The organism is Litchfieldella qijiaojingensis, assembly GCF_014651875.1.
In the GTDB taxonomy this organism is placed as follows: Bacteria; Pseudomonadota; Gammaproteobacteria; order Pseudomonadales; family Halomonadaceae; genus Litchfieldella; species Litchfieldella qijiaojingensis.
This window is the reverse complement of the sequence record NZ_BMXS01000022.1, coordinates 16,318-29,957: the sequence shown is the minus strand read 5'-3', so window position 1 is coordinate 29,957 and position 13,640 is coordinate 16,318. Positions and strand designations below refer to the sequence as shown.

Below are 13,640 nucleotides of genomic sequence, written 5' to 3'. Positions count from 1 at the left end.
ACGGGTACCGACCGGCGTGATCCCGACTGGCATACTGAGAACATGCAGCGGCGTCCCATGGATAAGCCGCTCTCCGTTCAAGAGGCCGTTTCCGTCATGTCATACGATCTGCTGTTCAATCGCCCTCTGGTCGAGAAGTACGACCGCCCGGGGCCCCGATACACGTCCTATCCCACTGTGCCGCAGTTCCATGCGGCCTTCGCCGAGGACGACTACCGCGCTGCCGCGGAACGCAGCAACCAAGCAGCGAATCCCAAACCGTTGTCGGTCTACGTGCACATCCCGTTCTGCCGGAGCCTCTGCTACTACTGCGCCTGCAACAAGATCATCACTCACAACACCGAACGCGCCGCCGAGTATCTCGATTGGCTCAAGCGCGAGATCGAGGTGCAGGGAGCGCTGTTTGGCGACACGCGGCGCATGACCCAGTTGCACCTGGGGGGAGGGACGCCCACCTACCTGAGCAATGCCCAGCTAGGTGAATTGATGGCCGCGCTGGACACGGCTTTTCACTTTGCCCCGCCGGAAGAACGCGAGTTCTCGCTGGAGGTCGATCCGCGCACCGTGACGCCGGAACAGATCCATGAACTACGTGAGCTGGGCTTCAACCGTCTGAGCTTCGGAGTGCAGGATTTCGACCCCGACGTGCAACGCGCGGTCAATCGCGTGCAGAGCGAGGAGCAGGTGGTGGCGCTGGTGGCGGCGGCCCGCGAGGCCGGTTTCGACTCGGTCAGCGTCGATCTGATCTACGGCCTGCCGCTGCAGACGGTGGCTAGCTTCGATGCCACCCTGGACAAGATCATCTCGCTGCGCCCGGATCGCATCGCCGCCTACAGCTATGCCCACCTGCCGGAGCTGTTCAAGGCCCAGCGGCTGATCCGCCGCGAGGACATGCCCCCGCCGGAGCGCAAGCTGGAACTGCTGGAACTGACTATCAAACGGCTTTCCGATGCCGGTTACGTCTACATCGGTATGGACCACTTCGCACTGCCCGAGGACGAACTCAGCCTGGCGCGCGATAACGGCACCTTGCAGCGCAACTTCCAGGGCTATTCCACCCATGCCGACTGCGACCTGATCGGCCTCGGCATCACTGCCATTGGCAAGGTCGGCGATACCTACAGTCAGAACGTCAAGGACACTGCCGAGTACCAAGCACGCCTGGAAAGCGGCCGGTTAGCGGTGATGCGCGGTTATCGCCTGAATGACGACGATCGTCTGCGTCGCGATGTGATCAATGAACTGATGTGCCACGGGCATATCGATTTCGCCACCATCGAGGCGCGTCACGGCATCGTCTTCCGCGACTACTTCGCCGAGGCCCTGGATAAGCTGACTGAGCCCCGCACTGACGGTCTGATCGAGCTGCGCGACAACACCCTGACGGTGCTCCCCGCCGGCCGTTTGATGATGCGCAACCTGGCGATGGCCTTCGATGCCTACCTGACCCCCGGCCAGCAGCGCTTCTCGCGCACGGTGTAGACGAACTGGACGACACGGCCAAGAGATCGGCAGTGTCGAAAGTGATTGCTGCTATTGAGTCGATTTTTGGCATATCTTGTGTGGTGTGACAATAATTAATCTATATATAGTAGAAGCGTCCGATGTCGAAACTTACCTAGGCTTGACGTATATCAGGGCGCGCCGCTGTCATGATGTCTAGGATGGAGCATTCAGCCAGGAGGCATTGACGCGCCGTAATCCCTGATTGCCGAACATTCCGTGGATCTTTCGGAGACCGCTTACATGAGCACTTCCGCCAAGGCTGCCAAGACATCCAACGAGGTTCCGGTGCAGGCGCCATCGCGTGATATCTGGGATGCCAAGTACCGGCTTAAGGACCGGCATGGGCGGCCGGTGGACAAGGATTTTCACGCCACCTTCGAGCGCGTGGCGCAGGCCCTGGCCGCGGTCGAGGGCGAGCAGGCAGATGCCTGGCTGCCCAAGTTCCGCTGGGCACTGGAAAATGGCGCCATCCCGGCCGGGCGGATCCTCTCCAACGCTGGAGCCGACGACTACAAGCCGTCGGTGAGCCTGATCAATTGCACGGTGTCGCGTACCATCCGTGACTCCATGCAGGACATCCTGGGCTCGGTGGTGGACGCCGGAATGACGCTCAAGGCGGGCTGTGGCATCGGTTACGAGTTCTCCACCCTGCGCCACAAGGGCGCCTTCGTGTTCGGTGCCGGCGCCGGTACCAACGGTCCGCTGGCGTTCATGGATATCTACGACAAGATGTGCTTCACGGTGGCCTCGGCCGGTGGGCGTCGCGGTGCGCAGATGGCCACCTTCGATGTCGGTCACCCGGACGTCGAGGCGTTCATCGAGGCCAAGCGCGAACCCGGTCGCTTGCGCCAGTTCAACCTCAGTCTGTTGATTACCGACGAATTCATGGAAGCGGTGCGTAATGACGAGGATTGGTCGCTGGCCTTCCCTCTGCATCCCGGCGAGAAGGATGACGTGCGCGCCGAGGATCTCATCTACCGCGACTGGCCGGTGATCGAGGAAGGCTACAGCGTCGATGATGAGGGCCGTGTGGCCTGTCGCGTAGTCAAGACCGTCAAGGCGCGCGAGTTGTGGAACACCATCATGCGTTCCACCTACGACTACGCCGAACCGGGCTTCGTGTTGATCGACCAGGTGAACCGTCTGAACAACAACTGGTTCTGCGAGGAGATCCGGGCGACCAACCCCTGTGTCACGGCAGATACTCGATTGCATACCCAGTATGGGCAGGTGCCCATCGGCGAACTCTATGCCCGGGGCAGCCATCTCGAAGTCACCGTGGACAAGCGAGCGCTTGAGACCGGCGACAAAGGAGTCGAAACTCGCCCTGCGGTGCCGGCCTTCATGACGGCGAAGACCGCTGACGTCTACCGCGTGCAGACCCAGGAAGGCTACGAAATCAAAGCCACTGAATGGCATGACTTCTACACCGACCGTGGCAAGATCGCGCTGAAGGACCTGAAGCCGGGGGATCGTTTGTTGGTGCAGTCGGGCAAAGGGCAGTTTGGCGACCAAGGAGATGAAAGACTCGGTACGTTACTTGGACTGATCACGGGGGATGGTCACTTTACCCATCGCGGCAGCGGCCATGAGGCGGTCGTAGTCAATTTCTGGGGAGAGGACCGACCCCTTGCCAAGTTGGTGTCAGCGCATGTCAACGAACTGATCGCCAGTGCCTCCAGGAACGGACGTCTCTATGCAGTGGCCCCCGTGACCGTGGCCGATCGGCAACATGTCTTCATTCGCTCCATCATCCTCGCGCGTCTGCTCGAGCATTACGGCTTCACTCGCGATACCAAGCTCAAGGTGCCCGAGGTAGTGTGGCGAGGCAGTGAAGCATGCGTGAAAGGCTATCTGCGCGGACTTTTCCAGGCGGATGGAACCGTCAACGTCTCAGGAAAGAGCCAAAGTTGCTCGATTCGCCTGGCATCGAGTCAGGAGAGCCTACTCAAGGACGTGCAGACGTTGTTGGCCAATTTCGGTGTGTTCTGCCGTATTCATCAGCGGCGCAAGGCCGGTTCGCGCACCTTGCCCGACGGTAAGGGAGGCAGTCGCCAGTATGCGTGCCAGTCGGACTTCGAGCTGATCATTGACGGTGAGTCGCGTGGGCGTTTCATGGACGATATCGGTTTTCTTCTCGACTACAAGAACGAGAAGTATCGCCTGTGGGCCAAGGATAAAGTGCTACGCAAGACGCAGCCCTTCATGGCCCGCATTGTGTCGATCACGCCTGTTGGCCGCGAGGCGGTCTTCGATACCACGCAGGCCGATCACAATTCCGTCATTTTCAATGGCTTGGTGACCGGGCAATGCGGGGAACAGCCGTTACCGCCGGAAGGCGCATGCCTGCTGGGTTCAGTGAACCTGACGCGCTTCGTGATCGAGCCGTTCAGCGACAATCCGCGCTTTGATTGGGATCGCTATCGCAAGGTGGTGGCGATTTTCACCCGCATGCTCGACAACGTGGTCGAGATCAGCGGCCTGCCGTTGCCTGGTCAGCGCCGCGAGCTCGAAGCCAAGCGCCGCCACGGCATGGGCTTCCTAGGGCTGGGTTCGACCCTGGCCATGCTCAAGATCCCCTATGGCTCGAAGGAATCGTTGGCCTTTACCGACGAGGTGAGCAAGGTGCTGGCCATCGAAGGCTGGAAGCAGGCGCTCGAACTGTCGCGTGAGAAGGGCATGGCCCCGGTACTCGCCGAGGAATTCGAGATCACGCCCAGGATGCTGCGCGAGTGCCCCGAACTGGCGAAGGATGGCTACGAGGTCGGCGACAAGGTACCCGGACGTATCCTGCATACCCGCTACAGCCGCTACATGCAGCAGATCGCCGAGGTGGAGCCCGAACTGGTGGCGGCGTTGGCCGAGCACGGCGCGCGCTTCACTCATCACTCGTCGATCGCGCCCACCGGCACCATCAGCCTGTCGCTGGGCAACAATGCCTCCAATGGCATCGAACCGTCATTCTCGAATCGCTATTTCCGTAACGTCATCCAGGCGGGCAAGAAGACCAAGGCTCAGGTCGAGGTGGTGTCCTTCGAGCTGGCGGCCTATCGCCACTTCGTGGCGGCCGATGCGGTGGAGAGCGACCTGCCGGACTACTTCGTCACCGCTGACATGGTGACCCCGGAGCAGCATGTGGCGATCCAGGCAGCAGCCCAGAAGTGGGTCGATTCGGCGATCTCCAAGACGGTCAACGTGCCCACCGAGTTTCCCTTCGAGCAGTTCAAGGACCTTTACCAGAAGGCCTACGACAGCCGGCTCAAGGGCTGCACCACCTTCCGCTTCAATCCCGAGGCCTTCCAGGGCGTGCTGGTGCGCGAGGACGATCTCAAGAACACCATTTATGTATTCGAACTGGAAAATGGCGAGATCCTGGAACTCAAGGGCGACGAGAAGGTGATCTACGAGGGCGAAGAGCATACTGCCGCCAACCTCTACGATGCGATCAAGGAGGGGACCTATGGCAAGTGGTGACCGGCCCGCCGGGCAGTTTCGCGTCGACCCCCAACCTTCTGGAGCGCTACGCTGATGAGCATTGAAATCAACTCCAAGATCGTCTCGCTGAGCATCAAGAAGGCGGCGGTGCAAGAAGAACAGCCGCTCGCCGATGAGAACCCGCTTACGGTGCGTATTCCCTCGCGCCCGGAGGGTACTCTGGAAGCGGTGTCGGAGAAGATCTCCTACGTTGGAGCCGAAGGCCGCAAGAAGGTCTACGTGCTGGTGTCGTTCATGCCGGTCCAAGGCGTGCTGGGCGGCAAGCACGTAGTGATCGAGCGCCCGGTGGAGTTCTTTTTCCCCTCAGGCCAGCTCTCCAGTGAGCACCAGTGGATCACCGCCACCATGCGCAGCCTGTCCCTGGCGGCACGTGGCGGCTATGTCACCCAGGCGCTGGCCGACTTGCGCAAGGTGACCTGGGACAAGGGTCTGGTGCGTTGCGGCACCAACCGCTGGGGCAAGCCGATGTTCCACGACTCCGAAGTGGCAGCGATCGCCTGGTCGATCCAGCAGATCCTCTACCGCCGTGGCTTCGTCGACATCGACGGCAACCAGGTGCCGGTTGACGAGTTGGTCAATCGCTATGCTCACCGCCTGGCACACAGCGACCCCTGGCAGCCGCCGGAGCCCGAGGAAGTCGTCCGCCAGGAACGTGAAGCGCAGGCAAACAGTGATGGCCCGGTGGTGGTCGGCCACTGCCCAGAGTGTCGCGGCGACCTGATCATGATGGACGGCTGCCCGACCTGTTACGCCGGCTGCGGTTGGTCGAAGTGCGGCTAGGAAGCGAGGGCCGCCAGGTGGCTTAGTCGGTTTGGCTCGGGGCGTGTCCCACGATCTGGTTCGGATCACCGAGGGGATAGTCGGGAGCGAGAAACAGGCGTCCCTCGATGCCCTCGTCCAACGCGGCGCGGCGGATGGCGGGCTTGCCTTCCAAATATGTCATCAGGCGGACGAGATTGGGCAGTTCGTCCCAGCGGATATCGTGCAGAGGGCTGTCGAGAGGATAGAGCTGCATCCAGCGAATCAGGCAGGCCAGATAAGGGTCGAGTACGCTGGGGCCGCTTGGCAGCAAGCTGTCTCCCCGGCCATGACCAGCAAGTTCCTCGAGCAGTTGCAGATGCTGCTGAACTCGGCGAGCCAGCCTATCTCTTAGGTGCAGGATCTCCGCCGTGACCTCGGCATAGCGCCAGGTGTAGAAACGCACTCGCAGGTCGGCATGCAAGGTGTTGGAAAGAAAGAACAACCAGGCGAGGAAGGGCCCTCTCTGCGTCGGATCAGCGATCCTGATGCTGTCATGCCGCTCGCTCAGGTGTAGCAAGATGGCCCCAGTCTCGAACAAGGTCACATCCTGGGTTTCATCTACCAGTACCGGTAACAGCCCCTGGGGATTCAATGCCCGAAACGCCGGATCGTCGAGGCCGCCTTTGGCGCGGTCGACTCGCACTTCCCGGTAGGTGGCGCCCACCTCTTCCAACACCATGCGTATCACCAGGTTGGCGCTGTCCGGTGAGTAGAACAGCCGGTAGGTCGGACTTTCTCCTGCGCCTGAGTGGGGCATGCTGAAAGCTCACGGTTAACTGTTGGGAACCTCAGGCAGCATAGCATTGGCCCCTCAGTCTCGCAGTGGCTTATATGCCTTCCATGATAACGATGTCCACCTCCGCCGCATGGCAGCGCGCCGCCTTGGCTCGCTGATACTCCTCGGAGTGGTAGCAATCGAGCGCCTGTTCGTAGCTGGGAAACTCAATGAGGACGCTTCTCTGGGGAGTTTCGCGACCTTCCAAGGCGATACGCCTGCCGCCTCGAGCCAGAAATCTGGCGCCGAAACGGGCGAACGCCTCTGGTGCCAGGGCTTGATAGTCGGCATAGGATTGCGGGTCGGTCACGGTGATGTTGGCGATCCAGTAGCCTTTGGGCATGGAGGTCTCCGGCTGGTGGTGGCTGTTTGTATTATGGTATGCCAAAATGACGGCGCATTATATGGCATAGGGCCGTTACATACCGAGGGGCCGGAGGCGTTATGGCATTCGATCGAATCGAAGACATCATCGACGATATCCGTCGTGGGCGAATGGTCATCCTGCTCGACGATGAGGACCGAGAGAACGAGGGCGATCTCGTGATGGCCGCCGACTTCGTCACTCCCGAGGCGATCAACTTCATGGCCACCCATGCCCGCGGCCTGATCTGCCTGACGCTGAGCGGTCCGCGCTGCGAACAGTTGGGACTGGCGCCGATGGTCGAGAACAACGGTGCCAGCTTCGCCACGGCGTTCACGGTGTCCATCGAGGCGCGCGAGGGCGTGACCACCGGAATTTCCGCGGCGGATCGTGCGACCACGGTGAAGGCGGCGGTGGCACCGGACGCCCATCCTCGAGATCTGGTGCAGCCTGGTCATGTCTTTCCGTTACGCGCACGCGACGGCGGGGTATTGAGCCGCGCCGGCCACACCGAGGCGGGGTGCGATCTGGCCCGATTGGCCGGCCTCGAGCCGGCGGCGGTGATCGTCGAGATCATGAACGACGACGGCAGCATGGCGCGTCGTCCCGAACTGGAGGCCTTCGCTCGTCGTCATGAATTGCGTATCGGCACTATCGCCGACCTGATCCAGTACCGTTTGGCCACCGAGAAGACGGTGGTGCCTACAGGGCAGGAGCCACTACAGACCGTGCATGGTGAGTTCACTCTGCACACTTACGAAGACACCATCAGCGGTGAGGCACACCTGGCGCTGACCATGGGGGAAATGGACGTCAACAGGCCAACGCTGGTGCGGGTCCATGCCATGGATCCTCTGCGCGATCTGGTGGGGGCCGAGTACCAGGGGCCCAAGGCATGGTCGCTATGGTCGTCGTTGGAGGCCGTGGCGTCGGAAAGGCATGGAGTGGTGGTGATACTCGCCAGCCATGAGTCGTCCCAGAGCCTGCTGTCGCGGGCTACGCGCCTCAATAAGCCGCCGAGCGGCAATCCCCAGCGGCGCTACTCCAACACTGGTACCGGATCGCAGATTCTCGCCGATCTCGGCGTCGGCAAGTTGCGGCTCATGGGAGCGCCTTTGAACTACAAGGGGTTGGCCGGGTTCGAACTGGAGGTGATTGAGATCGTTCCCCCCTCCCAAGGCGTCTGATCGGGACGGGGTTAGCGCATGAAGTGTATGGTGCCGCTCTCCATGCTGCCGGTATAGATGCCGTAGGTGCCACCGGCATGTTCGTCGATATAGCGCTCGAGAATCTGACGAATGGCGGGGTAGAAGATCGCATCCCAGGGAATGTCTTCGGCGCGAAACCACTTCACGGCCAGTGTCTCGTGGCCGGGCGGCTCGTTCCATTCCAGCAGGCGTGCGCGATAGATGATATAGAGCTCGTTGGTCGGTGGGACACTGAAAATCGAGTAAGGCGTGAGAATCTCGGCGTCGATGCCGGTCTCCTCCCGGACTTCTCGCTGGGCGGCTTCCTCGACGCTCTCTCCTCGTTCCATGAAACCCGCCGGCAGGGTCCAGGTACCGACACGCGGCGGAATGCCGCGCTGACATAGCAGCAAGTGCCCCTCGCGTTCGATGATGGCGCCGGCGATCACCCGCGGATTGTCGTAGTAAACGTGACCACAGGCACCGCAGTGCTGACGCTCATGCGTATCGCCTTCGGGGATACCGAGGTCGAGTGGATGATGGCCGCAACGACAGCAGTAGTGTTGCATGAGCGCCTCGCTACAGCGTGGTTTCGACTCGCAGCGGTGATGTGATCGATTCAGGCGATTGGTCATTCTTGGCGGCCAGGGCTGCCAAGGCGACCTTGGCGGCTGCCTGGATGTGTTCTACGCAAGCTTCATGGGCAGCGGCTGGATCCCGAGCCTTGATCGCCTCGACGATGCGTTCCATCTCGCGAAAACTGTCGGAGGAACGTTCTTGCTGGGAGACCGAGGTAGCGCGCAGGTAGTTGACGCGTGCTTGCAACTGACTGAGCACTTGCCCGGCGATGCGGTTGCCGGCACCGTCGTAGAGCACGCCATAGAAGTCACTGACCGCTTCGACGATCTCATGAGTGTCTCCTTCGCGGAGGGTATCCTTGAGGATCTCCCATGCTCGGTCCAGCTCCGCCATCTGGCGACGATTCGCTTTTTGGGTAAAGAGCTGAACCACCATGCTTTCCAGCATGCAACGCAGCTCGTAGATATCGCGAGCGTCTTCCAGCGTGATCACGGCGACTCGTGGCCCACGGGTACCAACATGCTCGACAAGACCCTCGGCTTCGAGATGACGCAAGGCTTCACGCACTGAAGTGCGGCTGACACCCAGGCGCTCGCACAGGTCGCGTTCCACCAGACGGTCTCCGGGCAGCAACTGGAAACTCATGATCGCCTGGCGCAGCTTGTCCAGCACCATCTCGCGGAGGGTGGGTTGATTGCGCGTGACCTTGAGACTGTCATCCTGCAGCGCTCTTCGCATCGTTACATCTCCTGGTCCATAGTGGTGCCTTGCGCTTGAGCATGCTCGTCGATTTCTTCAGCGCTTCCCTAGCTCGCCCATTTCGGTCAGCACCTCGCGGGCATTACGGAACGCGTCGATGGCCGCCGGTACGCCGCAGTAGACCGCCGTTTGCAGCAGGATCTCACGTATCTCCTCGACGCTGAGGCCATTGTTGATCGCTCCACGAATGTGCAGACGCAGCTCGTGAGGACGATTCAGGGCGGTGATCATGGCCAAGTTTATCATGCTGCGCTCACGGTCACTGAGCCCATCGCGCTGCCACACCTCTCCCCAGCAGTACTCGGTGACCAACTGCTGAAGCGGACGAGTGAAGTCGTCGGCATTGCGGAGCGACTGGTCGACGTATTCGGCGCCGAGTACGCGGCGACGCTTGTCCAGACCCTTTTCGAAACGTTGTTGTGACATGTGTGCCTCTTCGGTGCTTGGGTCAGACCGTGGCCACCGTCGAACGGAAGGCCTCGGGTAGTTTGTCCATCTTTCCTCGGCAATAAAGCAGTGGGTCGATCTTGTCGTCACCCACCCATAGTCTCTGTACTTCTCCCACTATGATGGCGTGATCGCCCCCCGGGTAGTCTTCCCATAATTGGCATTCCAGGTAGGCCGTGGCGCCGTCGAGAATGGCGTTGCCGTGCATGGAGCGTTGCCAGGCGACTCCTTCGACCTTGTCGCGACCTTTGCCGGCGAAGCGATAGGCGATGGACTGCTGGTCGTGGCCGAGGATATGTACCGCGAAGCGGCCGCTGCGCTTGATGACCGGATAGGAGTCCGAGCTCAGGCTGGGACACACCAGCACCAGCGGCGGGTCCATCGACACCGCCGAGAAGGCGCTGGCGGTGAAGCCGACGAGACGGTCGTCTTCATCAAGGGCCGTGATGACGGTGACACCGGTCGGGAACGCGCCGAGAACTTGCTTGTAACGTTGGGTATCGATCATGGTTCGCTCCGCACTCAACGCATGATGAAAGGGTCGGGCATAGGTTGTGTGGACAAGTTGATCCACAGGGTCTTGAGCTCGGTGTAATCGCGCACCGCGTCGATGCCGCACTCGCGGCCGTAGCCGCTGGCGCCGAAGCCGCCGATCGGTGCCATGGCCGAGACCGCACGGTAGGTGTTGACCCACAGGATGCCGGCACGAATGTCACGGCCGAGGCGATGGGCGCGTCCGAGATCCCGCGTCCAGATACCGGCGGCAAGGCCATATTCGGTATCGTTGGCCAGGCGCAGTGCCTCGGCCTCGTCATCGAAGGGGATCACCGCCACCACCGGGCCGAAGACTTCCTCCTGCATGATCGGAATGTCATGCGATTCGCAGGCCAGGATCGTCGGGGTGTAGTACCAGCCCCGCTCGATGGCCGGCCGCTCGCCACCATGCAGCAGCCGTGAGCCGTCGGCTTGTGCCTGCGTGACCATACGCTCGACGATCTCCAACTGAGCTTGGGTTGCCATGGGGCCCATTTCGGTTTCGGCATCGGCGGGATCGCCGATGCGGATGGTCCGCGCACGCTTGCAGAGCCGCTCGACGACGTCGTCGTAGATGCCGCGCTGGACCAGGAGGCGTGAGCCGGCTACACAGCTCTGCCCGGACGCAGCGAACACGCCGGCCACCACGCCATTGATGGCGCTGTCCAGGTCGGCATCCTCGAACAGGATGTTGGGAGACTTGCCGCCCAGTTCCAGTGACAGCTTGGCGAAGTTCTCGGCGCTGTTGCGTACTACGTGGCGAGCGGCCCCGGCGCCGCCGGTGAAGGCGATCTTGCGCACCAACGGATGGCCGGTGAGTGCCGCGCCGGTGGTTGGACCGAAGCCGGTGACCAGGTTGACCACCCCTGGCGGGAAGCCGGCTTGCTCGACCAGGCGCATCAGCCTGATCAGGCTGGCAGAGGCATGCTCCGAGGGCTTGATGACCACGGTGTTGCCGGCGGCCAGCGCCGGAGCGAGCTTGATGGCGGTCAGGTACAGCGGGCTGTTCCACGGAATGATCGCTGCCACCACGCCGAGCGGGACACGCACGGTAGCGCCGAACATGTCCGCTTTGTCCAGCGGCAGGGTTTCGCCGACGACCTTGTCCGCCAGCCCGGCGTTGTAATGGAAGAACTCGGGAAGGTAGCCGACCTGGCCGCGTGTCTCGCGAATCAATTTGCCGTTGTCGCGACTTTCCAACTGGGCGAGTTCCTCACCGTGCTCGACGATCTGCTCGCCGAGCCGGTGCAGCAGCTTGCCGCGTGCAGTGGCAGTGAGCCCGGCCCAGGCGGGAGCTTCGAAGGCGCGCTGGGCGGCTTGTACGGCAGCATCGACATCCTCAGCGTCGGCATCCGGCAGGCGGCACCAGACCTCGCCAGTGGAAGGGTCGTAACTATCGAAGGTGGCGCCCGAACGGGCGGTGACCCACTCTCCGTCGATATACATGCGTAGTGTATCCAGACCCATCAGAGTGCCTCCTTGAACGAGTCGCGGGCAAAGACCTTGGCGAGAAAACGCAGCAGCATGGCATTGACGGCTTCATGAGCTTCCATGGGCACCATATGCCGCTGGCCGGGCAAGATATGCACTTCGGCATTGGGCAGGCGCTCGGCAAGCGCTCGGGCCATGCGCGGAGTGGAGCCTGGGTCCAGCTCACCGGTGGCGACCAGCACCGGCACGCGGATCGTCTGCAACCGCTCGGCGCCGAAATCGTCCTGGGTACCGAATAGGGCGTAGCTTCGGTAATACCCTTGCGGATGATTGTTGCTGACGGTTTCATGGATCTTGGCAATCCGCCCCGGGTGAGCATGGTGGAACGCCGGGCTGAACCAGCGCTTCAAGGCTTCGTCGACGTTGGCCGCGGGGCCCTGCTCGCGAGTCTGGGCCAAACGCTGTTGCACCCCGGCACGCTGACTCGCATCGCGCTCGAAGACGCTGGATAGCACCACCATCGCCGCCAGGCGCTGTGGGTAACGCAGGGCGAAGGCTCGTGCCACCAACCCGCCCATCGAGAAGCCCACCACGGCAACCCGCTCGAATCCCAGGTGGTCGAGCAGTGCCGTCAATTGGTCCGCATAGTCATCCAGCCCGGCGTTTTCCCGGGGCAGGGCGCTGTCGCCATGTCCCAGCATGTCGTAGGCAATCACCTCATGGCGTTGTGCCAGGGCGCTGACTTGCAATTGCCACATGGTGGCGTCGAGGCCCACGCCGTGGATGAGAACCACCGGCGTGCCCTGTCCCTGTCGCCAGTAGCGCGTCCCGTCGGGGGCCTTGCGCGCATTGGTGAGTTTCATGCTGCCTCCTCGGGTCTTAGGCTCTGTCTGAAAACTGCCTGCGCTCGCCCATACGGCGTTAAAAATCAGCTCAAAGTACTCATTTACACCCACGTAAACTCCGTCTTCTCGCTGATTTTTGCCTTGTCTGGCCATCGCTCGGCGACTTTTCAGACAAGCCTTAGTCGTCGTTGCCGTCGCGAGCGGCCTCGGCGGCCAGTTCCTGCAGGTCCTGATAGCGATTGCCGATGCGTGGATGCAGGCGGCCCCCGTCGGCGGCACCCAAGGCCACGACGATCTCGTCATGACGAGGGGCATCCTCGATACGCATCTCCAGTGTGATGTAGTGCGAACGAAATCCCTCGTCGTGCTTGTGCATCATCGGGATCTGAATCGAGGTGCCCGGCGCGCCGCGCTTGTTGGTAAAACTCAGATAACTCTTGGCGCCCACGGCATCGCGATAATGGTTGCCGAAGCGCAGGGTATGAATGATCGCCGAAGCATGCTCGATTTCGCCGTCGGCGCCGACCACCGCTGCCTTGCCATACGCCTCGATGGTGTCGCCGTCGATCTCTTTCAGCACCAGCTCGACGATTCGCTGGCCCAGATCGGAGCAGCCGTTGCGGATTTCTGGCGCCAGGTCCTCGACGAAGCCGCGGCCATGCCAGGGGTTCGCGATCACTGCCGCCACGCCGAGCATGGTCACGGGGCGCTCTCCTTGCTTGCCGCCCTCGATGTAGGTCGTTTCGCGGTAGGTCGCGATCTTGCGAATTTCAAAGCTCATCGTCGTCTCCATTGGTCCGATCTACGCCGGGGGCTATGTGGCTATAGGTGTTGGCGGTCTTGGTATACCGTAATACGTAATCTAAAAGCCAGCAAGGAGCTCTTGCCCATGGAACGTCAGTTTGAACCTCTGTGTT

Annotated in this window: 13 protein-coding genes; 4 read left to right on the top strand and 9 right to left on the bottom strand. The window is 61.6% G+C overall.

The window, feature by feature from the left end; all coding sequences use genetic code 11:
* The first annotated feature begins 96 nt into the window (after nucleotides 1-96).
* From hemN to IE093_RS17500, 3 genes are all read left to right on the top strand, one after another.
* Nucleotides 97-1,482: an oxygen-independent coproporphyrinogen III oxidase gene (gene hemN / locus IE093_RS17510; RefSeq protein WP_189471455.1), complete on the top strand. Its 1,386-nt coding sequence runs from the start codon at nucleotides 97-99 to the stop codon at nucleotides 1,480-1,482.
* A 264-nt stretch (nucleotides 1,483-1,746) separates the two neighbouring features.
* Nucleotides 1,747-4,980, top strand: a complete 3,234-nt coding sequence (locus IE093_RS17505) for an LAGLIDADG family homing endonuclease (RefSeq protein ID WP_189471453.1) — start codon at nucleotides 1,747-1,749, stop codon at nucleotides 4,978-4,980.
* A 54-nt stretch (nucleotides 4,981-5,034) separates the two neighbouring features.
* Nucleotides 5,035-5,781 carry a ribonucleoside-diphosphate reductase gene (locus IE093_RS17500; protein WP_189471451.1) on the top strand — a complete coding sequence of 249 codons (747 nt, stop codon included), beginning with the start codon at nucleotides 5,035-5,037 and terminating at the stop codon, nucleotides 5,779-5,781.
* Nucleotides 5,782-5,803: 22 nt separating this feature from the next.
* On the opposite strand, the gene IE093_RS17495 is transcribed toward IE093_RS17500, so the two are convergent.
* Nucleotides 5,804-6,559 carry a glutathione S-transferase family protein gene (locus tag IE093_RS17495; RefSeq protein WP_189471449.1) on the bottom strand — a complete coding sequence of 252 codons (756 nt, stop codon included), beginning with the start codon at nucleotides 6,557-6,559 and terminating at the stop codon, nucleotides 5,804-5,806.
* 70 nt (nucleotides 6,560-6,629) lie between these two features.
* Nucleotides 6,630-6,920: a DUF1330 domain-containing protein gene (locus IE093_RS17490; protein ID WP_189471447.1), complete on the bottom strand. Its 291-nt coding sequence runs from the start codon at nucleotides 6,918-6,920 to the stop codon at nucleotides 6,630-6,632.
* A gap of 101 nt (nucleotides 6,921-7,021) precedes the next feature.
* Between IE093_RS17490 and ribBA the strand changes: the two genes are divergently transcribed.
* Entirely contained in the window at nucleotides 7,022-8,128 is a 1,107-nt protein-coding gene (gene ribBA, locus IE093_RS17485) for a bifunctional 3,4-dihydroxy-2-butanone-4-phosphate synthase/GTP cyclohydrolase II (RefSeq protein ID WP_189471444.1), read from the top strand.
* Between the two features lie 11 nt (nucleotides 8,129-8,139).
* Here the strand turns inward: ribBA and IE093_RS17480 are convergent, their stop codons facing one another.
* The 7 genes from IE093_RS17480 to IE093_RS17450 all read right to left on the bottom strand — a co-directional run bounded on the left by IE093_RS17480 (nucleotide 8,140) and on the right by IE093_RS17450 (nucleotide 13,504).
* On the bottom strand, nucleotides 8,140-8,697 hold the full coding sequence (locus IE093_RS17480; protein WP_189471442.1) for an NUDIX hydrolase: 558 nt from the start codon (nucleotides 8,695-8,697) through the stop codon (nucleotides 8,140-8,142).
* A 10-nt stretch (nucleotides 8,698-8,707) separates the two neighbouring features.
* Nucleotides 8,708-9,445 (bottom strand): GntR family transcriptional regulator, encoded by a 738-nt coding sequence (locus IE093_RS17475; RefSeq protein WP_189471440.1) that lies wholly within the window; start codon nucleotides 9,443-9,445, stop codon nucleotides 8,708-8,710.
* 57 nt (nucleotides 9,446-9,502) lie between these two features.
* Nucleotides 9,503-9,892 carry a 4-carboxymuconolactone decarboxylase gene (gene pcaC / locus IE093_RS17470; protein ID WP_189471438.1) on the bottom strand — a complete coding sequence of 130 codons (390 nt, stop codon included), beginning with the start codon at nucleotides 9,890-9,892 and terminating at the stop codon, nucleotides 9,503-9,505.
* Between the two features lie 22 nt (nucleotides 9,893-9,914).
* Nucleotides 9,915-10,421: a flavin reductase family protein gene (locus IE093_RS17465; RefSeq protein WP_189471436.1), complete on the bottom strand. Its 507-nt coding sequence runs from the start codon at nucleotides 10,419-10,421 to the stop codon at nucleotides 9,915-9,917.
* Nucleotides 10,422-10,435: 14 nt separating this feature from the next.
* A complete protein-coding gene (locus IE093_RS17460) occupies nucleotides 10,436-11,914 on the bottom strand; it encodes an aldehyde dehydrogenase (RefSeq protein WP_189471434.1) in 1,479 nt (492 codons plus the stop codon).
* The gene (locus tag IE093_RS17455; RefSeq protein ID WP_189471432.1) at nucleotides 11,914-12,741 is read right to left on the bottom strand and encodes an alpha/beta fold hydrolase; all 828 of its coding nucleotides are present in this window, start codon (nucleotides 12,739-12,741) and stop codon (nucleotides 11,914-11,916) included. The genes IE093_RS17460 and IE093_RS17455 overlap by 1 nt, the downstream gene beginning before the upstream one ends.
* Before the next feature lie 160 nt (nucleotides 12,742-12,901).
* Nucleotides 12,902-13,504, bottom strand: a complete 603-nt coding sequence (locus IE093_RS17450; protein ID WP_189471430.1) for an amino acid synthesis family protein — start codon at nucleotides 13,502-13,504, stop codon at nucleotides 12,902-12,904.
* Nucleotides 13,505-13,640 lie beyond the last annotated feature (136 nt).